Origin of the sequence: Limnohabitans sp. 2KL-3, assembly GCF_001269405.1 — a bacterium.
GTDB lineage: Bacteria > Pseudomonadota > Gammaproteobacteria > Burkholderiales > Burkholderiaceae_C > Limnohabitans_A.
The window spans coordinates 65287-86345 of sequence record NZ_CXON01000008.1 but is presented as its reverse complement, the minus strand read 5'-3'; the positions used below and the strand labels follow the sequence as shown (position 1 = coordinate 86345).

21 protein-coding genes and 2 tRNA genes are annotated in these 21059 nt (G+C 58.2%); 9 read left to right on the top strand and 14 right to left on the bottom strand.

Annotation, left to right across the window (positions count from 1 at the left end; all coding sequences use genetic code 11):
• Positions 1–59: 59 nt before the first annotated feature.
• The 10 genes from AMM41_RS12045 to AMM41_RS12000 form a co-directional block, all read right to left on the bottom strand.
• On the bottom strand, positions 60–680 hold the full coding sequence (locus AMM41_RS12045) for a hypothetical protein (protein ID WP_089958324.1): 621 nt from the start codon (positions 678–680) through the stop codon (positions 60–62).
• Positions 681–867: 187 nt separating this feature from the next.
• Positions 868–1818 carry a cell envelope integrity protein TolA gene (gene tolA, locus AMM41_RS12040; RefSeq protein WP_228769251.1) on the bottom strand — a complete coding sequence of 317 codons (951 nt, stop codon included), beginning with the start codon at positions 1816–1818 and terminating at the stop codon, positions 868–870.
• An 11-nt stretch (positions 1819–1829) separates the two neighbouring features.
• Positions 1830–2249 (bottom strand): protein TolR, encoded by a 420-nt coding sequence (gene tolR, locus AMM41_RS12035; protein ID WP_089958316.1) that lies wholly within the window; start codon positions 2247–2249, stop codon positions 1830–1832.
• A 12-nt stretch (positions 2250–2261) separates the two neighbouring features.
• A complete protein-coding gene (gene tolQ, locus AMM41_RS12030; RefSeq protein WP_089958311.1) occupies positions 2262–2966 on the bottom strand; it encodes a protein TolQ in 705 nt (234 codons plus the stop codon).
• Positions 2963–3403 (bottom strand): YbgC/FadM family acyl-CoA thioesterase, encoded by a 441-nt coding sequence (locus tag AMM41_RS12025; RefSeq protein WP_089958307.1) that lies wholly within the window; start codon positions 3401–3403, stop codon positions 2963–2965. Before AMM41_RS12025 ends, tolQ begins: the two co-directional genes overlap by 4 nt.
• Positions 3400–4587: a pyridoxal phosphate-dependent aminotransferase gene (locus AMM41_RS12020; protein WP_089958304.1), complete on the bottom strand. Its 1188-nt coding sequence runs from the start codon at positions 4585–4587 to the stop codon at positions 3400–3402. Before AMM41_RS12020 ends, AMM41_RS12025 begins: the two co-directional genes overlap by 4 nt.
• 24 nt (positions 4588–4611) lie before the next feature.
• On the bottom strand, positions 4612–5139 hold the full coding sequence (nusB, locus tag AMM41_RS12015) for a transcription antitermination factor NusB (protein WP_089958299.1): 528 nt from the start codon (positions 5137–5139) through the stop codon (positions 4612–4614).
• Positions 5139–5645, bottom strand: a complete 507-nt coding sequence (gene ribH / locus AMM41_RS12010; protein ID WP_089958294.1) for a 6,7-dimethyl-8-ribityllumazine synthase — start codon at positions 5643–5645, stop codon at positions 5139–5141. Before ribH ends, nusB begins: the two co-directional genes overlap by 1 nt.
• A gap of 2 nt (positions 5646–5647) precedes the next feature.
• Positions 5648–6775, bottom strand: a complete 1128-nt coding sequence (gene ribBA, locus AMM41_RS12005; protein WP_089958290.1) for a bifunctional 3,4-dihydroxy-2-butanone-4-phosphate synthase/GTP cyclohydrolase II — start codon at positions 6773–6775, stop codon at positions 5648–5650.
• Entirely contained in the window at positions 6772–7410 is a 639-nt protein-coding gene (locus tag AMM41_RS12000) for a riboflavin synthase (protein ID WP_089958285.1), read from the bottom strand. The genes ribBA and AMM41_RS12000 overlap by 4 nt, the downstream gene beginning before the upstream one ends.
• Positions 7411–7689: 279 nt before the next feature.
• Here AMM41_RS12000 and phaR point away from each other — a divergent pair, with 279 nt between their 5' ends.
• Together phaR and rimO are read left to right on the top strand one after the other, a co-directional pair.
• Positions 7690–8214 carry a polyhydroxyalkanoate synthesis repressor PhaR gene (phaR, locus tag AMM41_RS11995; protein WP_089958612.1) on the top strand — a complete coding sequence of 175 codons (525 nt, stop codon included), beginning with the start codon at positions 7690–7692 and terminating at the stop codon, positions 8212–8214.
• A gap of 57 nt (positions 8215–8271) precedes the next feature.
• On the top strand, positions 8272–9681 hold the full coding sequence (gene rimO, locus AMM41_RS11990) for a 30S ribosomal protein S12 methylthiotransferase RimO (protein WP_089958281.1): 1410 nt from the start codon (positions 8272–8274) through the stop codon (positions 9679–9681).
• Positions 9682–9927: 246 nt separating this feature from the next.
• Here rimO and AMM41_RS11985 read toward each other — a convergent pair.
• Positions 9928–10012, bottom strand: a tRNA-Leu gene (locus AMM41_RS11985).
• Between the two features lie 166 nt (positions 10013–10178).
• Positions 10179–10263 (bottom strand) — tRNA-Leu (locus AMM41_RS11980).
• A gap of 50 nt (positions 10264–10313) precedes the next feature.
• Between AMM41_RS11980 and rnr the strand changes: the two genes are divergently transcribed.
• Positions 10314–12557: a ribonuclease R gene (gene rnr / locus AMM41_RS11975; RefSeq protein WP_089958277.1), complete on the top strand. Its 2244-nt coding sequence runs from the start codon at positions 10314–10316 to the stop codon at positions 12555–12557.
• A 6-nt stretch (positions 12558–12563) separates the two neighbouring features.
• On the opposite strand, the gene AMM41_RS11970 is transcribed toward rnr, so the two are convergent.
• Both AMM41_RS11970 and AMM41_RS11965 read right to left on the bottom strand, forming a co-directional pair.
• A complete protein-coding gene (locus AMM41_RS11970) occupies positions 12564–14051 on the bottom strand; it encodes an NAD(P)H-hydrate dehydratase (protein WP_089958272.1) in 1488 nt (495 codons plus the stop codon).
• Positions 14039–15421, bottom strand: coding sequence for an amidase (locus AMM41_RS11965; protein ID WP_089958267.1), 1383 nt, complete (start codon positions 15419–15421; stop codon positions 14039–14041). Before AMM41_RS11965 ends, AMM41_RS11970 begins: the two co-directional genes overlap by 13 nt.
• A gap of 220 nt (positions 15422–15641) precedes the next feature.
• Here AMM41_RS11965 and rpsB point away from each other — a divergent pair, with 220 nt between their 5' ends.
• From rpsB to AMM41_RS11935, 6 genes are all read left to right on the top strand, one after another.
• The gene (rpsB, locus tag AMM41_RS11960; protein ID WP_089958263.1) at positions 15642–16391 is read left to right on the top strand and encodes a 30S ribosomal protein S2; all 750 of its coding nucleotides are present in this window, start codon (positions 15642–15644) and stop codon (positions 16389–16391) included.
• Between the two features lie 78 nt (positions 16392–16469).
• Entirely contained in the window at positions 16470–17366 is an 897-nt protein-coding gene (gene tsf, locus AMM41_RS11955) for a translation elongation factor Ts (RefSeq protein ID WP_089958260.1), read from the top strand.
• 60 nt (positions 17367–17426) lie between these two features.
• Positions 17427–18149, top strand: a complete 723-nt coding sequence (pyrH, locus tag AMM41_RS11950; RefSeq protein WP_089958609.1) for a UMP kinase — start codon at positions 17427–17429, stop codon at positions 18147–18149.
• A gap of 24 nt (positions 18150–18173) precedes the next feature.
• The gene (gene frr, locus AMM41_RS11945; protein WP_089958255.1) at positions 18174–18734 is read left to right on the top strand and encodes a ribosome recycling factor; all 561 of its coding nucleotides are present in this window, start codon (positions 18174–18176) and stop codon (positions 18732–18734) included.
• A 75-nt stretch (positions 18735–18809) separates the two neighbouring features.
• Positions 18810–19658, top strand: coding sequence for a phosphatidate cytidylyltransferase (locus tag AMM41_RS11940; RefSeq protein WP_089958605.1), 849 nt, complete (start codon positions 18810–18812; stop codon positions 19656–19658).
• A gap of 16 nt (positions 19659–19674) precedes the next feature.
• A complete protein-coding gene (locus tag AMM41_RS11935) occupies positions 19675–20868 on the top strand; it encodes a 1-deoxy-D-xylulose-5-phosphate reductoisomerase (RefSeq protein ID WP_089958251.1) in 1194 nt (397 codons plus the stop codon).
• Positions 20869–21059 lie beyond the last annotated feature (191 nt).

The window sequence follows — 21059 nt, the reverse complement described above, 5'->3', positions numbered from 1 at the left end:
GCTGCAATGTGGACGCCAGCGATGGGGAAGGCGTCATGCGAAAACCTTGGACAGGGCGTTCAGCGGGGTGCTGAGGGTCTGCCCTGAGTACCTGTGGGTGCACTGCCTTGACCCATCGAGGTATTGGGAGGGGCGTTCACCATGTTGCTGCCGGCTGGGTTAGCATTGCTGTTGGTGTTGCCCAGTTTGTTCGTGTTTTGGTTCAGGGTGGTGTTGCCCGAAATGTTGCCGTAGTTCGCGCTGCCTGAAATCACGCCATTGTTGACCATGGGTTGAACAACAGGGGCTCGGGCAGCGGGGTTGGTTAAGGTGACCGTGCCGCTTTGCCCTTCCTTGCCCACGGATTCGTAAAGACGGCCCATCAACTCAGGGTTGCCCAAGATGCTGGCTTCAATGGCCCCCTCCAAAATGGCGGAGATTTCAAGGGTCAAAGAGCTGCCCAGCCAATTGGGGCTGTTGGCCTGAATAGAGGACAGTTGGACTTTGGTGCAGAGGGGGGTGTTTTGCTGCAGCCACTTTTCAGCCCGCTCGGCCCTCAGCTCGGGATGGTGGGTTTTCAGAGCCAGGGACTTGAATTGGGCCACAAAACACCCACTGCTGGGTTTGCCTTGCGCCAACGTGGGGTGGGTCCACAGAACAAGCCCGGCGGTCACGAAGCCGATACCCGCAATTTTCAACATGGTGTTTGTCCCGGAACGCTGTGGATCGGACCCATCAGCAGGCCCGAGAATGAAATGACTTGTAGTGGGTATCGGCAGATCTTGCCCAAGCTTGAGACCATCGGCCCACCTTGGTGGACAAGATGGGTGACGCAAAAATGCCCGAAAAGTGGTCAAGGTTGTCCAGGACGGACGCACCCTTTGGGCGTCAATCCAGTGGCCGGAACCCCAGCACGATCAAAGGCGGCACCCGGCCATCGGTGTCCTTGGGAAGAATTTCGGTTTTGTCGATGGCCCGCAGTACGGCATCGTCCCAGGCTTTGTTGCCGCTGGACTGCACGATGCGGCGGCTCAAGATGGTGCCGTCTGGGTTGACTTTGACTTCGACTTCGGCACGGGGATTGCCGATGGCTTCACCGGGGTAGGTGATGTTGGGCTTGATGCGCCCGACCAAGCGACCGGCATAACTGGCCGAGGGGCCCGATGATTTGAGTGCGCTGCCTGTGGCGTTGGCACCCCCTGAGGCTCCCGCCATGCCTTGCATGCGTTGCAGGTTCTCTTTGCGCATGGCCTCTGCTCGTGCCTCATCGGCCTTGTCTTGAGCGGCTTTTTCAGCCATCTTTTGGGCTTGTTCTTGCTTGCGCTTTTTTTGTTCGGCGTCGGCTTTTTCTTCGGCTTTTTTCCGGTCGCGCTCTTCGAGGGCTTTTTTCTCTTTGGCCGCTTTGTCTTTGGCGGCTTTCTCCTGCGCCTCTTTTTCCTGTTTTTCGCGGTCTTTGCGAAGTTGTTCGGCTTTGAGTTTTTCAGCCTCTTTCTTCTTTTCCAGCTGTTTTTTCTTCTCGATGGCGATTTGCGCATCGCGGCGCTCCAATTCGGGGTCGGGCGCTGGCGGGGGTGGTGGGGTGGGTTTGGCGGGTCGTTGTGGCTCAGGTTCAGGTGGGGTGGGCGTTGGCTCTTGCAGTCGAGGCGCTGCTGCCTGAGGCAGGGCCGACCACAATTCGGCCTCGGCCTGCACCGTGTGCGTTTGTGTTTTCCATGCGGTGGCCAAGCCCAGGGCCAGAAACAGCGCCCCATGCGCCAAACCTGCAATCCACCAAGCGCGTTGCTGCCCAGGCGGCGGCGGGGGCGCAAACTCCAGATGCGGGACAGGCTTGGCGTTCACTGGCAAATCTCTCAGGGCACCAGTTGGACCGACAGCCCAACGCGGGCAATGCCAGCGCGTTGCAAGCTGTCCATCACTTTGACCACGGTTTCGTATTTCACGTTCCGGTCTGCGCTGATGACAACGGCTGTGTTGTTGTGTTCACCCACGCGCTGCTTGACCTTGCTGGCCACGTTGCTCAAAGTGGCCGTGTCGGTCTTGCCCTCGTTTGACAAGCTCAGCTGTTCGTCTTTTTGAATGACGATTTGAATGACTTTGTCCGGTTGCTTGGCGGCTTTGCCCACACTGGGCAGGTCCACCACGCTGGGCGTGATCATGGGTGCGGTCACCATGAAGATGATCAGCAGGACCAACATCACATCGATGAAAGGCACCATGTTGATTTCAGCGATGGTGCGTCGACCGCGACCTCGGGATGACGTGGCAGGCATGCGCGGTCCCCTTCAGTGGCCAGAGGCTGACTGGCCTGTGCCTGCCCCACCCAGGCTGCGTTGCAGGATGTTGGAGAACTCTTCGATGAAGGTTTCGAGCTTGATGGCGATGCGGTCGACATCGTGTGAAAAGCGGTTGTAGGCCAGCACCGCCGGGATGGCGGCAAACAAACCAATGGCGGTGGCCACCAAAGCCTCGGCAATGCCGGGGGCCACGGTGGCCAAGGTCACCTGTTGCAAGCTGGCCAAGCCGGTGAAGGCGTGCATGATGCCCCACACTGTGCCAAACAGACCGACATAAGGCGAGATTGAACCGACCGAAGCCAAAAAGGCCAGTTGAGATTCGGCCACGTCCATTTCGCGCTGAAAGCTCGCTCGCATGGCTCGGCGTGCACCGTCGAGCAAAGTGCCGGTATCACTGATGCGGCGTTCGCGCAGTTTTTGGTATTCGCGCATGCCACTGGCAAAGATGCGTTCCATGGGGCCGGACACTTTGGCGTTTTGGCTGGCCGCATTGAACAGTTCGTTGAGGCTGGTGCCCGACCAGAAAATGCGTTCGAATTCTTCGTTCAGGTTTTTGATGCGCTTGATGGCGGACAACTTGCGCACGATGGCAGCCCAGCTGGCCACCGAGATGCCGAGCAAAATGAGCACCACCAACTGCACAACAAAACTCGCATTCAGCAGCAGCGAGACGATGGACATGTCTTGGTTCATTTCAGGGCTTCCAGAACAGGGGCCGGGATGCGGCCGGGTTTCAAGGTGGTGCTGTCGACCCAGCCCAGGCGAATCGTGCCTTCGGCCAGGAGTTGCTTGTTGCTTGGGTTTGGATCTGCGGTGCGCAGATAGGCACGCTGGGCAATGGTCAGGCTGGCTTTTCCGCCTGTTTGCAGCTCGGCGGTCACGACCAGGGTGTCGTCCAGGCGAGCGGGGGAGTGGTATTTGACGGCGGTTTCACTCACGACAAACATGCCGCCCGATTGGTCGCGCAGCACTTGCTGGCCAAAGCCCAGGGCGCGCAGCCATTCGGTACGGGCACGCTCAAAAAACTTGAGGTAGTTGGCATAAAACACGATGCCGCCCGCGTCGGTGTCTTCCCAATAGATGCGGATGGGGTGTTCAAACACGCTGGGTTTATCGCTGGTGCTGTTCATGGCTGCAACCAGGCTTTGAGGCGAGCGATCGCGGTCTGCAATTCGGCCATCGAGTTGGCGGTGGAAAAGCGGACAAAGCGCGCGGTTTGGTCGGTGCCAAAGTCGCGTCCCGGCGTGATGGCCACATGGGCGTGTTCCAGAGCGGCAAAGGCGAAGTCCCAACTGTCTTTGAGGCCCAGCTTTTGGCAGGCGGCGCTGCAGTCGGCCCAGGCGTAAAACGCGCCATCGGGGGCCACAGGCACGGTCAGGCCCAAATCGTTCAGGGCCGGAATGAAGTAGTCACGACGCGCTTTGAACTCGGCACGGCGGCGTTCGTATTCGGCGAGGCTGTCGGGCTCAAAGCAGGCCAAGGCCGCCTGTTGCGCCACGGTGCTGGCGCAAATGAAGAGGTTTTGCGCCAGGCGCTCGAGCACGGGCGTGAGTTGCTCAGGCACCACCAGCCAGCCTAAGCGCCAGCCGGTCATGTTGAAGTATTTGCTGAAGCTATTGATGCTGATGACATCGTCGCCCAGGGCCAGGGCGCTTTGGCCGAACTGGTCGTCGTGGCTCAGGCCCAGGTAAATCTCGTCGATCAGGGTGACGCCGCCGTGGCTGCGCACCACATCGATGATGCGGGCCAGCTCGGCCGGGTCAATCGACGTACCGGTGGGGTTGGAGGGCGAGGCCAGCAAAACGCCACGGGTGTTGGGGCCCCAAGCGGCGGCCACTTTGGCGGCGCTCAATTGAAAGCGTTCTTCGGCCGTGGTGGGCAGCAAGACTGCGGTGCCCTCTGCTGCGCTCACAAAGTGGCGGTTGCAGGGGTAGCTCGGGTCGGGCATGAGGATTTCATCGCCCCGGTCTATCAGAGCCAGGCAGGCCAGTTGCAAAGCCGCCGATGCGCCCGCAGTGACCACGATGCGGCTGGCGGGCACTTGCACGCCAAAGCGCTGCGTGTACCAGCCGCTGATGGCTTGGCGCAGGGCGTCCAAGCCCAGCGCTGGGGTGTATTGGGTTTGGCCGGAGGCGACGACTGCTTGTGCTGCGGCTTGCACGCGGGGCGGGGCGGTGAAGTCGGGCTCGCCAATGTTCAGAAACACCACGGGCCGGTCGGTGTGCGCGACCTCGCGGGCTTTTTGTGAGGCGGCCTTGGCCACTTCCATGACCCAAAAGGGCTCGATCCGCTCGGCTCGCTCGGAGATGCGCATGGTGTCTGGACTCTGGTGGCGGGGTTATTTGGCGCGGCCGGATTGGCGATCTGCTTGCACTTCGGCGCTGCGCAGTTCAGGGGCTAATCCGTTCAGCACGGCGTTCACGTATTTGTGCCCGTCGGTGCCGCCAAAGTCCTTGGCCAGCTCGATGCATTCGTTGAGCACCACGCGCCAGGGCACGTCCAGGCAGTGCTGCATTTCGTACACGCCAATCCACATGATGGCCCGCTCAACGGGCGAGATTTCGGCAAAGCTGCGGTCCAGCTTGGGCGCGATCAGGGCGTCCAGGGCCTGGGCTTGTTCCACACAACCATAGAGCAGGGCGTCGTAATGGGCCGAGTCGGCTTTGTGAAAGCCCGAGAGGTCGCGTGTGAAGACATCGATGTCGGCCGCTTCGTTGCGCCCCACCAGGTGCTGGTAAAGCGCCTGCAAGGCGAATTCGCGTGAGCGGCTGCGGGCGGGCTTGGCCGAGGATTTGCGAGTGCCAGCTGCTGGAGCTGGCTTTGGGTCTGCGTCTGTGGTGCCCGGTGTGGGGGTGGCTTCGGTCATCAAGCTTGCTCTTCGTCGTCAAAATCATCGGCCAGCTCGGCCATGTCGGCGGCCAGGTCGTCCATGATGCAGGCCATCTCGACCGCCACGCGGGCCGCGTCGCGGCCTTTTTCGGTTTGGCGCACGATGGCTTGTTCCAGGTTTTCGGTGGTCAAAATCGCGTTGGCAATCGGCAGGTTGTAGTCGAGCGCCACGCGGCTCACGCCCGCACCGGATTCGTTGGCCACCAGCTCAAAGTGGTAGGTCTCGCCACGGATGATGCAGCCCAGCGCAATCAGCGCGTCGTATTCGGCCCGCTCGGCCATGGCCTGCAAGGCCACGGGCACTTCCAAAGCGCCAGGCACCATGACGTGGTCGATGCTGGTCACGCCCAAGGCTTCGAGTTCTTCGATGCAGGCTTTGGCCAGGGCGTTGGTGATGTCTTCGTTGAAGCGGGCTTGCACGATGCCGATGTGCAGAAATTGGCCGTCGAGTTCTTCGGCCTGGCCTTTGTTGGCTTCGAGCATGGTTATTCCTTGGGGATGTAAGCGGTGATTTCGAGGCCGTAGCCGGTCATGCTGGGCATGCGGCGCGGGTTACCCATGAGGCGCATTTTGTGCACGCCGCATTCGCGCAGAATTTGTGCGCCCACCCCGTAGGTGCGCAGGTCCATTTTGCCGCGCTCGGGCGCTTGGGCGGAGCGGGCACGGCCTTCAAATTGGGCCAGCAATTGGTCTGCCGACTCGCCGCAGTTGAGCAGCACCGCGACGCCGCAGCCTTGGGCATTGATGTAGCTCAGGCTGGCGTCCAGACCCCAAGAATGCATGGCGCGGTTGACTTCCAAGGCGTCGAGCACCGACAGGGGCTCGTGCACGCGGACCGCCACCTCGGTCTCTGCCGTCCATTCGCCCTTGACCAAGGCCAGGTGCACGCTTTGGTTGGTTTGGTCACGGAAGGCATGGGCGGTGAACTCGCCATGCGCAGTTTGCAGTGGGCGGCTGCCAATGCGTTCCACCAGCGATTCGTTGCGGCTGCGGTGCTCGATCAAGTCGGCGATGGTGCCGATTTTCAGGCCGTGCTCGGCCGCAAAAAGCTGCAGATCGGGCAGGCGGGCCATGGTGCCGTCGTCATTCATGATCTCGCAAATCACCGACGAGGGGCTGCAGCCGGCCATGGCGGCCAGGTCGCAACCGGCTTCAGTGTGGCCGGCACGCATCAGTACGCCGCCGTCCACCGCTTGCAGCGGGAAGATGTGGCCGGGTTGCACCAAGTCGGTGGGCTGGCTGGCTTTTGCCACGGCCACTTGCACCGTCTTGGCGCGGTCGGCGGCCGAGATGCCGGTGGTCACGCCTTCAGCGGCTTCAATCGACACGGTAAACGCCGTGCTGTAGAAGGTGCCGTTGCGTGCGGCCATGGGCGGGAGCTTGAGAAATTCGCAGCGCTCGCGGGTGAGCGTGAGGCAAATCAGGCCCCTGCCAAAGCGGGCCATGAAGTTGATGGCTTCGGGCGTGACGTGGTCAGACGCCAGGACCAGATCGCCTTCGTTTTCGCGGTCTTCTTCATCGACCAGGATGACGATGCGACCGGCTTTCATCTCGGCCACGATCTCTTCGACGGGCGAGATCGCCACGGGTGTCAGTTGCGCTGGGGCGTTCATGGCTTGTCTTTCTGGATCAGGCCTGCGCTGAGCATGCGCTCCACGTAGCGGGCCACGGTGTCGATTTCGAGGTTGACCCGGCTGCCCGCTTTCAGGCTGCCGAGGGCGGTGTTGTCCACGGTATGGGGGATCAGGTTGATGCTGATCTCACAGCCATCGGCCAGATCGGCCACCTTGTTCACCGTCAGGCTCACGCCGTTGACAGTGATCGAGCCTTTGTAGGCGAGGTATTTTGCCAGGGAGTGGGGTGCCAGAATGCGCAGCTCCCAGCTTTCACCGATCTGCTCGAAATGGCTGATTTGGCCCACACCGTCCACATGGCCCGACACGATGTGTCCGCCCAGTCGGTCGTTGGCACGCAGTGCTTTTTCGAGGTTGACGCTGCCTTGCTGGTCCAATCCGCTGGTTTTGTCCAGCGATTCGGCCGAGATGTCGATGGTGAACTGACGGCTCTCGGGGCTGAAGGTGGTGACGGTCATGCAAGCGCCGTTCAGGGCGATGCTGTCGCCCAAGCCCACATCGTCAAGGTACCCGGCGGGGGCCTCGAGGGTGAGGCGCTTGCCGTGGTGTAAAGAGCGACCCAGGTCGTGGATGGCGACGATTCGCCCCACGCCGGTGATGATTCCAGTGAACATAGCGTTCTATTTTCGCAGGTAAAGTGGTTTGAACAGGGGCTGTGCAACAAAAAATGCACAACTTCAAGCGTGTCAGGTGGTGGGCATCTTCTCCAAAACCTCAGGGTTAACCAAGGCGACAGGGGCACGGGTGTGTGCCTAGAATGGTGCATTGCAGCAGATTTTTCATGGGCTGCCTGTCACCAGGAGTTTTCTTTGCCGGCCAAGCCACCCGTCCAGTCGATCAAACCCTCGAGGTCATCCCGTGCAGCCAAGGCGGGGCATGTCGACGAGTCAGCCCTGTTGGCCAGCACAGTTCGGACCATCAAGAAGTATCCCAACCGGCGCCTGTATGACACTCAGACTTCCAGTTACGTGACTTTGGCTGAGCTTAAAAAATGGGTCATGGCCGCATCGCCCTTGCGGGTGGTGGATGCCAAAACGGGTCAAGACCTGACGCGCACCATTTTGTTGCAAATCATCCTCGAAGAAGAGTCTGCGGGTGTGCCCATGTTCAGCGAGGCGGTGTTGTCCAACATCATCCGTTTTTATGGTCACGCCATGCAGGGCCACATGGGGTCTTATTTGGAGACGCATGTGCAGTCTTTCATGGATTGGCAAAGCAAGTTAGGCGAATCGAGTCCGGCCTTGAGTCCTGAGGTCTGGTCTCAGTTCATGCAGTGGCAGACACCACTGATGCAAAACATGTTTTCAGGTTTGGCCGACCCGTCGCAAAACGTGATGACTCAGATGCAAGATCAAATGAAAAAACAGATCCAGAAAAATACCGAGCAGCTGCTTGGCGTGTTGGGTTTGAAGACTTGAGGCTTGTGCGCAGACCCTTTTTCACAAACGTTTCGTTTTTGCAGGGACAATGGAGGGATGAGTGAAATGATCCCAACTGCAACCGTACCCGCAAACCCAACCACACCCAAGGTGGGTTTTGTCAGCCTAGGATGCCCCAAGGCCCTGACAGATTCCGAGCTGATCCTGACGCAATTGAGCGCCGAGGGTTACCGAACTTCCAAAACCTTTGAAGGCGCTGACCTGGTGATTGTCAACACCTGTGGCTTCATTGACGAGGCCATCAAAGAGAGTCTGGACACCATCGCTGAAGCCTTGAATGAAAACGGCAAAGTGATTGTGACCGGCTGTTTGGGTGCCAAGACGGGCGCGGGCGGCGGCAATATGGTGCTGGAAATGCACCCCAGCGTGTTGGCGGTGACCGGTCCCCATGCCACGCAAGAAGTGATGGATGCGGTGCACACCCACTTGCCCAAGCCTCACGATCCATTTTTGGATTTGGTGCCCGGCGGCTTTGGCGAAGCAGGGCTCAAACTCACGCCGCGCCACTATGCGTATTTGAAGATCAGCGAAGGCTGCAACCACCGCTGCACGTTTTGCATCATTCCTTCCATGCGCGGCGACTTGGTGTCGCGGCCCATTGGCGATGTGCTCAAAGAAGCCAAGGCCTTGTTTGAAGGTGGTGTCAAGGAGTTGCTGGTCATCAGCCAAGACACCTCTGCTTATGGGGTAGATGTGAAATACCGCACCGGGTTTTGGGACGGCAAGCCGGTCAAAACCCGCATGTTGGAATTGGTGCAAGCCTTGGGTGAAATGGCTCGTTCGCACGATGCTTGGGTGCGTTTGCATTACGTTTACCCCTACCCGAGCGTCGATGACATCATCCCTTTGATGGCACAGGGTTGGGTTTTGCCTTATCTGGATGTGCCGTTTCAACACAGCCATCCTGATGTGCTCAAACGCATGAAACGGCCTGCCAGCGGTGAGAAAAATTTGGAGCGCATTCAACGCTGGCGGGAGTTGTGTCCAGAGTTGGTCATTCGCAGCACCTTCATCGCTGGTTTTCCAGGCGAAACCGAAGAAGAGTTTGAGCATTTGCTCAGCTTTTTGCGAGAAGCACAAATTGACCGCGCGGGTTGTTTTGCCTACAGCCCGGTCAACGGTGCAACGGCCAATGACTTGCCTGGCATGTTGCCTGAGGCCTTGCGCGAAGCACGGCGTGCCCGCTTCATGGCCGTGGCCGAAGAGGTGTCGATCGCCCGTTTGCACCAGCGTGTAGGCTCGACCATGCAGGTGCTGGTTGACAGTGCGCCGGCCATGGGGCGGCGAGGTGGGGTGGGGCGCAGCTTTGGTGATGCACCTGAGATTGATGGCGTTGTTCGCCTGTTACCGCCAGAAAAATTGAGCAAAACCCTGAAAGTCGGTGAGTTCACCCGCGCCCGCATTGTGAGTGTGGAAGGTCACGACTTGGTGGGGCTGCCCGTTTGATGCTGGCGTGTCAGGGGCCGCGTCGCTGCGTGCCTGACGGTTTTTTTCTGGCTTCTTTGGCGCATTGGGCAATGGACACGCTCAGGGCGCTTGCCGGTTGCGCTTGGACCCTCGCAGGCTTCAAGCCTGCAGGTCTTTGCAGTGGTTTCTTTTTGGAAACAGCCGCAGGTGTTTTGGCCAACAAAAAAGCCGTTGATCAAAAATCAACGGCTTGTCATGTTTTTGCCTTATCGGATGGGATAAGTTTGGTGCCCAGAAGAGGACTCGAACCTCCACGATGTTACTCGCTAGTACCTGAAACTAGTGCGTCTACCAATTCCGCCATCTGGGCATCTCAGGAAGTCTCAAATTATAAGGGGCTTGAACAGTTGATTGGCTTGCGTGCTGAAAAAGATTTGAAATTTTTCGGGATGCAGTTTGTCTGTGTGTCAGCGGTCACCATGAAAAAAGCCGAAGGCTTGTGGCCTTCGGCTTTGTCAGGTGTTGTGTGTTTAAGATGGTGCCCAGAAGAGGACTCGAACCTCCACGATGTTACTCGCTAGTACCTGAAACTAGTGCGTCTACCAATTCCGCCATCTGGGCGTCTCAGAATCCAAGGATTGTATATCAAAAAAGTAACTCCAACCAGCGGGATGCTGGATGAAATCGAAGGTCAGGTGCAAGGTCACCGCGATGGTCACGGCTTTCTGATTCGCGAGGACGGCGAGTCGGATATTTATTTGTCGCCCAATGAGATGCGTGCGGTGCTGCACCGCGATCGGATCAAGGTGCGCATCGTTCGTCAAGATCGCAAAGGCAGACCTGAGGGACGCATCGTTGAAATCGTCGAGCGCCCGGAGCATCCATTGATTGGTCGCTTGCTGCACGAAGGTGGCTTGTGGCTGGTGGCACCTGAGGACAAGCGCTACGGCCAGGATGTGATGATCCCCAAAGGCGCTACGGGAACGGCCAAGCCGGGCCAAGTGGTGGTGGTCGAGTTGACCGAGCCACCTGCCTTGTTCGGGCAACCGGTGGGCCGCGTGAAAGAAGTGCTCGGCGAAATTGACGACCCGGGCATGGAGATCGAAATTGCCGTGCGCAAGTACAGCGTGCCGCATGAATTTTCTGTCGGCTGTCTGGAGCAAGCCAAAGGCTTGCCCGACAAGGTGCTGGCCAAGGACCGGAAGGACCGGGTGGATTTGCGCGATGTGCCCTTGGTCACCATTGATGGTGAAGACGCCCGCGACTTTGACGACGCCGTGTATTGCGAGCCGGCCAAAGTGGGTCGGGGCAAGGGCTGGCGTTTGCTGGTGGCGATTGCCGACGTGAGCCACTATGTACAAACCGGCAGCGCCATTGACATCGACGCCTACGACAGGGCCACCAGCGTGTATTTCCCGCGCCGCGTGATCCCCATGTTGCCGGAAAAATTGTCCAATGGCCTGTGCTCGCTCAACCCCGATGTGGACCGTTTGTGCATGGTGTGCGACATGCTGGTCAACGCCAAGGGCGATGTGCACGCTTACCAGTTTTATCCGGCAGTGATGCACAGCCATGCGCGTTTTACCTACACCGAAGTCGCGGCCATTTTGGCCAACACCCGTGGACCGGAAGCGGCCAAACGCAAAGCGCGTGTGACCGACTTGATGAACCTGCAGGATGTGTACAAAGCCTTGCTGGCTTCAAGAGCGGTGCGCGGAGCAGTGGATTTTGAAACCACCGAAACGCAGATCGTTTGCGACGACAGTGGACGGATTGAGAAGATCGTGCCCCGCGTGCGCAACGAAGCGCACCGCCTCATTGAAGAAGCCATGCTGGCGGCCAACGTGTGCAGTGCCGACTTCATCCAGCAGGGCAAGCACCCGGGTTTGTTCCGTGTGCATGAAGGCCCGACGGCTGAGAAAAAAGACATCTTGCGCAATTACCTCAAGGCACTGGGTTTGGGCATGGGCATCAGTGACGAGCCGCACACCAGCGAGTTTCAGAAAATTGCGCTCGCGACCAAGGACCGCCCGGATGCGCAGCAAATCCACACCATGCTGCTGCGCTCCATGCAGCAGGCCATTTATACGCCCGTGAACAGCGGTCACTTTGGTCTGGCTTACGAGGCTTATACGCACTTCACCAGCCCCATTCGGCGCTACCCGGATTTGCTGGTGCACCGGGTCATCAAGGCGATTTTGCTGGACCGCAAATACACCTTGCCCAGCTTGCCCGTGCCCGGCGAGGCGCATGCCAAGCTGAGCAAACGGTTGGAGAAAAGCCGCGCGGCCAAGGGCAATGCGCCCGAGTCGTCTGCGCCTCGGGTGCGCATGTCGGCGGCCGACCAACGCGCCTGGGAGGCTGCGGGCCTGCATTGCAGTGCCAACGAGCGCCGCGCCGACGAGGCCAGCCGCGATGTGGAAGCCTGGCTCAAATGCCAATACATGCGCGAGCACCTGGGCGAGGAATACAGCGGTGTGGTGTCTGCGGCCACCAGCTTCGGCATCTTTGTGACCTTGGACACTTTGTATGTCGAGGGGCTGGTGCACATCACCGAGCTGGGTGGGGAATATTTCCGTTTTGACGAGTTGCGCCAAGAGCTGCGCGGTGAGCGCACGGGCATTCGTTATGCCATTGGCAGCCGAGTGCAGGTGCAGGTCAGCCGGGTGGATCTGGATGGCCGCAAAATCGATTTTCGATTGGTCAACGCCTCAGACGACTTGGTGCCACGCGCCATGCGCGACAAAGGTGTTCAGGTGCCAGCCGAAGCCGGACGAGGTCAAAAACGTGCGGCTACCGACCGCAAACTCGCCGATGCCGAGCGCAACCGTTCTCCGATTCAGGCGCTCAAGGCTTCGGTAAAAAAAGCAGCGAGCAAGAAAAAGAGCCCCAGAACGACCAAGCCTCGCCGTTGAGGGTGATCATGTCAGTCGCTGGGCCAGGCGACTGGCGGTCAGGGCTTGGTGTGCCGGCCAGTCGTCTGCCAATTGGCCGTGCTGTGCAACGGCTGAGCAGGCCGCTTCAAAAGCGTTCAAACCTTGGGCCATGCGTGCACCGATCAGCCCAGCCAGAACATCGCCTGTGCCCCCCGTGGCCAAACGTCCGTTGCCTGTCGGGTTGATGTGTGGCGTGCATTCAGGGGCGGCGATGACGGTGCCAGAGCCCTTGAGGACCACTGTGCATTTCAATTGGTCTGCCAGTTGTTGTGCCGCTTTGAGGCGATCACTTTGAATGTCCAAGGTTTGGGTGCCCAGCAGGCGGGCAGCTTCCAGGGGGTGAGGGGTGATCACCGTACTGCCTTTGGCGCGAGCACGCATTAAAGTTTGCAGAGCTTTGTCGTGTGCCAAGGCATTGAGTCCATCGGCATCGAGCACCAGTTGTGCGCTGCGCTGCAAGATGGGAGGCAAAACTTCTATGACGCTTTTTCCCGCGCCGCAACCACACACCACCGTTGTTTTTTCCAAATCCAGGTGTGTCCATGGGCGCTGCATCACATCTTGCGGGGCGTTGTCGATGGCCATGGCGCCGAGCAAACTCAAATAGACTCGACCAGCACCGGCATGCAATGCAGCGGTGGCCGCCAATACGGCGGCACCGGTCATGCCCATGCCGTGTGCCGCCATGGCTTCACCGCCAACCACCGCCACGTCACCATGGCTGCCTTTGTGGCTGGCATGGTGTTTGGCGTGAGGGGTGTAGGGCATGTTGAGCCAAGCGGATGGTGCAATCGGGAACGACCCTGCGCGGTAGCCCAAGTCCTCCAGCCAGATTTGTCCGCAGGCATCGCGCCCATGGCCCATGAACAAACCCGCTTGGGCGGCAATGAGGCACAAAGTATGGTGAGCGTGTATGGGCAGCGCGTTCAAGTCCTCATGGCCCAACCAGTGGCCTGACCGTGGATTCAGGCCTGTAGGGACGTCAATGGCCAGCACTTGACCTGGACAACTTTGCATGAGCTGAAGCCAGTGCCTCATGTCTGGCCCCAAGGGTCTGCATGCGCCAATGCCGAGCAGGGCATCGATGCACAAATCCCGCTCGTCCATCTGTTGTAACCAGATTTCGGGTGGCTCTTTTTGAATCCGCACGCCAGCGTCTTGGGCTCGCTGCAGCGTGGCTTTGAGTTGTGGGGAGCACTCATGAGGATGTGTCATCAGGCTGACGATGACTTCATTGCCCCACTGGTGCAAAAGACGAGCAGCTTCCAGCCCATCACCACCGTTGTGTCCGGGGCCAGCGGCGATCCAGATGAGCCTTGCATGGGGCGCGATGGCCATGGCCAGTTGGGCGGCTGCACATCCTGCGCTTTCCATCAGGGGCCGTTGGCTGAGCAGCTGCAGTTGCGGCTCCAATTGCCGAACAGAGTCTGCATCCAGCAAAGGCCAGCCGCTCCAGGGCCTCAAGGCTTGCATGTCGATGCCAGATTCAGGGGCTCCATCAACAAGGGTTCGAGCAACAAAGCCAGTTGCAAGACCGTGTCGTCGTGCATGGCGGCGTGCCAGGCCATCAGACCCACGGGCAACTCGCCTTGAGCGTGGCAAGGCAAAGAGATGCCGCAGCCGTCAAGCGTGTTGACCGCGCTGGTGTTGCGCAACAGCAATGCGTTGGTTCTGAAAAATTCGGCATCGCGTTGCTCTCCTGGGGCCATGTCGCTGATGCGGGGGGCGACGATGGGGCAAGTGGGCGAGAGCACGGCATCGTAGCCGAGCAAGGTGCTTTCAACCCGGCCAATCCAATGCTGACGTGCTTGGAGCAAATCCATGTACTCGTGGGCTTTCATGTCCCGTCCACGCAAGATCCGCTGGGCCACACGGGGGTCGTAGCGTTCGACATCTTGGGCGATGCGTTGGCGGTGCCATGCATAGCTTTCTGCCGGGCTGAAGCCCCCCGTGCTCATCATGGCGGTCAATTCATTCAGCTCGCGCAGGTCAATTTCGTCAATGTGGGCACCAGCTGCACGCAATGTGTTCAAACTGCGCTCAAAGGCCCGTGTGACCGTCGGGTCCATGCCCTCTTGCATCAGGCTTCGTGAAACGGCCAAGCGGTATTCAGACAGGGGGCGATGCGCCTTGGGAACTTGGCGGGCGGACAGGATTTCGTGGGCCAAAATGGTGTCGCGCACGCTGCGTGTCATGGCACAGACCGTATCCAGGGTGGTGGACAAGGGAACCGCCCCGGCGGTGGGCACCCGCCGTGCCGTGTTTTTGAATCCCACAATGCCGTTCAAAGCCGCAGGGACTCGAATGGATCCGCCAGTGTCAGAGCCCAGTCCGATGAAAGCGGCACCTGTGGCCACCGACACAGCCGCCCCAGAGCTTGAGCCTCCGGGAACATGGGTCTGGTCTGATGCGCCCACTGCGCAGTCGTGCAAGCCGTCCCAGGCTGCGGGTGTACCGTAGTGAGGGTTGGTGCCCACACCTGAAAAAGCAAACTCAACCATGTTGGTGCGCCCGATCAGGCCTGCGCCTGCCGCTCGCAAACGACTGACGGCCACCGCGTCATGCAAGGCGGGGGGCTGGTTTTGCAGCACCACCGAGCCGGCTGCGCTGATTTGACCTTGCACGTCAAACAGGTCCTTGATGGAGACGGCCAAACCGGCCAGTGTTTGTTGGCTGACATGGGGTTGCTGGGCTGTTTCGCGCAATGCCTCTGGGGTCAGTTGGATGAAGGCGTGCTCACATGCCTTGCTTTGTGCGACAGCCAGACAGGCTTCGGCCACAGCTTGAGGGTGGGTCAGGCCTCGCGCGATGGCTTGGCGGGTGGCAATCAGGTCTGTTTTCATGGATCAAGCGTCTTTCGGGTGAGGCAGGATGCTATAATCCTAAGGCTTTGCTGAGTGCAGCAGCTGTCTTTTGTGTGTCTTTTGACACGCGCCAATTCAGTTTTGTTTGTTTCATCAAAGTTCATTCGCGAATCAGTCCCGTCAAGGTGTTGTGTGCCGAGTTTTTAAACAGCATTCAATCAGTGGACTGGTTTTAGACCCAACCTTTGGAGTATTCAATATGTCCGTTACCATGCGCGAAATGCTGGAAGCCGGTGTCCACTTCGGTCACCAAACCCGCTTCTGGAACCCCAAGATGGCCCCCTTCATCTTTGGCCATCGCAACAAAATTCACATCATCAACCTGGAAAAATCGCTGCCGATGTTCCAGGACGCGATCAAGTTCGCCAAGCAGCTGTCCGCCAACCGCGGCACCATCTTGATGGTGGGCACCAAGCGCCAAGCCCGTGAGCTGGTGGCTGCCGAAGCCCAACGCGCTGGCGTGCCTTTCGTCGACCAGCGTTGGTTGGGTGGCATGCTGACCAACTTCAAGACCGTCAAGACCTCGATCAAGCGTCTGAAGGACATGAAGGCCCAGCAAGAAGTCGGCCTCGAAGCCTTAAGCAAAAAAGAACAACTGATGTTCAAGCGCGAGATGGAAAAGCTCGAAAAAGACATCGGTGGCATCCAGGACATGGCTGCTTTGCCTGACGCGATTTTCGTGATTGACGTCGGTTACCACAAGATTGCCATCTCGGAAGCCAAGAAATTGGGTATTCCATTGATCGGTGTGGTGGACTCCAACCACTCGCCCGAAGGCATCGACTACATCATCCCCGGCAACGACGACTCGGCCAAGGCCGTGGCTTTGTACGCCCGTGGCATCGCTGACGCCATCATCGAAGGCCGTGCCAATGCACTCAACGATGTGGTCAAGGCTGTCACCGAAGGTGCAGACGAGTTTGTCGAAGAAGACAACGCCGCTGCCTGAGTTTCCAAGACTCGATGAAAGGGGCTTTGTTGCCCCTTTTTTTTAATCTGACTTTTAGACTGAATACGGAGAAATCAAATGGCTGCAATTACCGCAAGCATGGTCGCTGAACTGCGTGCAAAAACCGACGCTCCCATGATGGAGTGCAAAAAAGCCCTGACCGAAGCCGAAGGCGATATGGCCAAAGCTGAAGAGTTGTTGCGTGTCAAGTTGGGCACCAAGGCTGGCAAAGCCGCTTCGCGTGTGACCGCCGAAGGCGTGGTGACCAGCTTTGTGAACGGCACCACAGGCGCCATGATCGAAGTGAACTGCGAAACCGACTTCGTGACCAAGAACGACAGCTTCCTGGCTTTGGCCAACGCCGCTGCCAAGTTGGTGGCTGAGCACAACCCTGCCGACATCGCTGCTTTGGGCGAGTTGCCTTACAGCCAAGATGGTTTTGGCCCCACCCTGGAAGAAGTGCGCAAAGGCCTGATCGGCAAGATCGGCGAGAACATGAGCTTCCGCCGCTTCAAGCGTGCCGCTGGCGCAGCCAAGATTGCCAACTATTTGCACGGCACCCGAATCGGCGTGTTGGTCGAGTTCGAAGGTGACGAAACGGCTGCCAAAGACGTTGCCATGCACGTGGCCGCTATGAAGCCTGTGTCCTTGACCAGCGCCGAAGTGCCTGCCGAGTTGATCGAAAAAGAGCGCTCGGTTGCTGCGGCCAAGGCTGCCGAGTCCGGCAAACCTGCCGACATCGTGACCAAGATGGTCGAAGGTTCGGTTCAGAAATACCTCAAAGAGGTGTCTTTGTTCAACCAGTCCTTCGTCAAGAACGACAAGCAGACTGTGGAGCAAATGCTCAAGGCCGCTGGTACCACTGTGAGCGCCTTCACTTTGTACGTGGTGGGCGAAGGCATTGAGAAGAAGGTCGACGACTTCGCTGCCGAAGTGGCTGCCCAAGTGGCTGCCGCTCAAGGCACCGCAGCCTGAGCCCCATTGTCTTGTTGAGTTGCCATTTCACCGTCCCAATTGATGATCAAGGAGTCCCTCATGTCTTCAGCCAAGCCAGCCTATAAGCGTATTTTGCTCAAGCTGTCCGGCGAGGCTTTGATGGGGGACGATGCTTTTGGCATCAACCGCGCCACCATCGTGCGCATGGCCCAAGAGATCGCTGAGATCACCCGATTGGGGGTGCAGGTGGCGGTGGTGATTGGGGGGGGCAACATCTTCAGGGGCGTGGCTGGCGGCTCGGTCGGTATGGACCGAGCCACGGCTGATTACATGGGCATGTTAGCCACAGTCATGAATTCATTGGCTTTGGCTGATGCCATGGACAAGGCGGGTTTGACGGCCCGTGTGATGTCGGCCATTGGCATTGATCAGGTGGTGGAGCCCTACGTTCGCCCCAAAGCATTGCAATACCTCGAAGAAGGCAAGGTGGTGGTTTTTGCGGCGGGCACGGGCAATCCTTTTTTCACCACTGACACCGCTGCCGCCTTGCGTGGTGCTGAAATCGGGGCCGAAATGGTGCTCAAAGCCACCAAGGTCGATGGTGTTTACACAGCCGACCCGAAAAAAGACCCCAGCGCCACACGTTACAGCGACATCACCTTCGATGAGGCCATATCACGCAATCTGGGCATCATGGATGCCACTGCGTTTGCTTTGTGCCGTGACCAAAAATTGCCGATCAAAGTCTTTTCGATCATCAAGAATGGCGCTTTGAAGCGCGTCGTTCTGGGTGAAGACGAAGGCACTTTGGTTCATGCCTGAGACCGTTCTGACGAGGAGAACCCCATGACCATCGCTGACATCAAGAAAACAACCGAGACCAAGATGGAGCAATCCATCTCTGCGTTCAAAAATAACCTCACCCGTATCCGCACAGGGCGAGCCAATCCGGCCTTGCTCGACACCATCCATGTCGATTACTACGGCTCGCTGGTGCCCCTGTCTCAAGTGGCCAATGTGTCTTTGATGGACTCTCGCACGATCAGTGTGCAGCCCTGGGAAAAAAGCATGGCTGCCAAGATTGAAAAAGCCATCCGCGAAAGCGAGTTGGGCCTCAATCCTGCATCTTTGGGTGAGTTGATCCGTGTGCCCATGCCGGCCATGAGTGAAGAGCGTCGCAAAGAAATGACCAAGTTGGCCCGTACCGAAGGCGAAAATGCCAAAATTGCTATTCGCAATTTACGCCGCGATGCCAACGAGTCGGTGAAAAAATTGGTCAAAGACAAATTGGTCTCGGAAGATGATCAAAAGCGTGCTGAAGCGGATGTGCAAAAATCAACAGACAAGCGCATGCTTGAAATTGATCAATTGGTCACAGCCAAAGAGCAAGAGATCATGGCAGTCTGACTGCCCTGTGCAGCCGTGGTTGTCCCCCACGGCATGACGGGCCGCCCATTTGGCGGCCTTTTTTTTGGAGTCCGCATGCTCAAACAAAGAGTCATCACCGCCTTGGTTCTGTTGGCCTTGTTGTTGCCCGCCATGTTTGCGACCGTCTCTTGGCCATTTTGGTCCTTGAGTTTGTTGATGATCACAGCTGGAGCATGGGAGTGGGGGCGTTTGAATGGCTTGGGTGCACGCATGCAATGGCTTGGCGCAATGCTTTGCCTGCTGCTGTGCACGCTGGCAGATCAAATGGGTTGGGTTCAAAGCACCCCTGCGTGGGTGTGGTGGCTCTCTGGCTCCATGTGGGTGCTGTTGGGGGCATGGATGATCCAACGGGGCGTTGCCGGTTGGTCGCTTTGGCCTCGCCCATTGCGTTGGCTGGTGGGCCTTTTTTTGTTGGCACTGGCTTGGGTGGCCTTGGCACAAGCCCATCAAAGGGGCGTGAATTTCCTTTTGTCGGTGCTGGTGTTGGTGTGGGCCGCTGACGTTTTTGCCTACTTTTTTGGTCGTGCTTTGGGTGGCCGTTGGGTATCGTTCAAATTGGCGCCCAGCATCAGTCCTGGCAAAAGTTGGGAAGGCGTGTTTGGCGGCATGTTGGGCGTGTTTTTGGTCGCCTTTGCCTGGGTGGCTGTTGATCGCCATTTTGAGATCCAAGTTCCCAGTTTTTACTCTTTGCTTTTGCTCAAAGGGTGGGGGGTCGCTGCTCCAGCATTGATGTTCATGGCGGCCATGAGTGTGGTCGGTGATTTGGTGGAATCACTGGTCAAGCGCAGTGCCAAGATGAAAGACAGTTCGGGTTTGCTGCCCGGTCACGGGGGTGTACTTGACCGTGTCGATGCCTTGTTACCGACCTTGCCTTTGGCCATGATGCTGATGGTTTGGCTTTGAATCAGGAGAACATGAAATGACCCATCCGCAATTCATCACCATTTTGGGCTCCACGGGCTCAATTGGCACCAGTACGCTGGACGTCTTGAGTCGTCATCCACAGTCGTACCGACTTCATGCTTTGACAGCGTCGTCGCAAGTGGATTTGATGTTGTCTCAGTGCGCACAGTTCAAGCCTGCTGTTGCCGTCATGGCACAGGAAGCGGCTGGGCGACAACTGGCTGAAAGAGTCAAGGCCGAAGGTTTACCTGTGCAAGTGCGTTGGGGTGCGCAAGCTTTGGTCGACGTGGCCTGTGACCCTGTGGTCGATGCCGTGATGGCTGCGATTGTGGGGGCAGCCGGCCTGTCGCCTTGCATTGCGGCGGCCCGCGCTGGCAAGCGCTTGCTGTTGGCGAACAAAGAAGCCTTGGTGGTTGGCGGCGAGGTATTTTTGGCTGCGGTCAAAGAGGGTGGGGCGCGTCTGTTGCCCATCGACAGTGAACACTCGGCTATTTTTCAATCACTGCCCGATGATCCCAAGACTTGGCCGCAGCGAGTTCAAAAGATCATCTTGACGGCCTCTGGTGGACCATTTCGTACGCGTGATCCTCAAACCCTTCGGGACGTCACTCCAGAACAAGCCTGTGCCCACCCCAACTGGGTCATGGGAAGAAAAATATCGGTCGATTCGGCCACCATGATGAACAAAGCCCTTGAAGTCATCGAGGCGCGTTATCTTTTTGGTGTGATGCCAGAGCAATTGGAGGTGGTGATTCACCCCCAAAGTGTGATTCATTCCATGGTTCAATTTCATGACCATTCCGTGGTGGCCCAACTGGGAACACCCGATATGAGAGTGCCCATTGCGTATGGCTTGAGTTGGCCAGAGCGCATGACGTCGGGTGCACAAGCATTGGACTTTCGTGCCTTGCCCGCGATGACATTTGAAGCCATGGACGATGAACAGCACCTGCAGCGTTTTCCTGGCCTGAAACTGGCGTGGGAGACCCTGAATGGGGCACCTGGCAGCTGTGCAGTCCTCAATGCAGCCAATGAGGTGGCGGTGGATGCCTTTTTGACCCGTCTCATCAGGTTCGATCAAATTCACCAAGTCAACCGACAGACCTTGGATGAGTGGACGGGGAGTGCACCTCAAAGTTTGAATGATTTGATCGAGCTGGACACACGCAGTCGCTCGGTGGCCCAAAGTTTGGTCGGTCGTTTGAAGTGAGCCTGACACCCGACCACTGGCCGTGATTTTCGGTCTTCAGTGGGTGAAGTCCTGATGTATTATCTTCAGTTGTTTGGATGGGTGCTTGAGCTCCCTCTTGCCGATTTGGGCTGTATGCCATGTTTGTCATTCCAATATTCGGCACTGAACCCGTTTGGTCAAAACCGGTTTTGACGACATGTCACTGACCG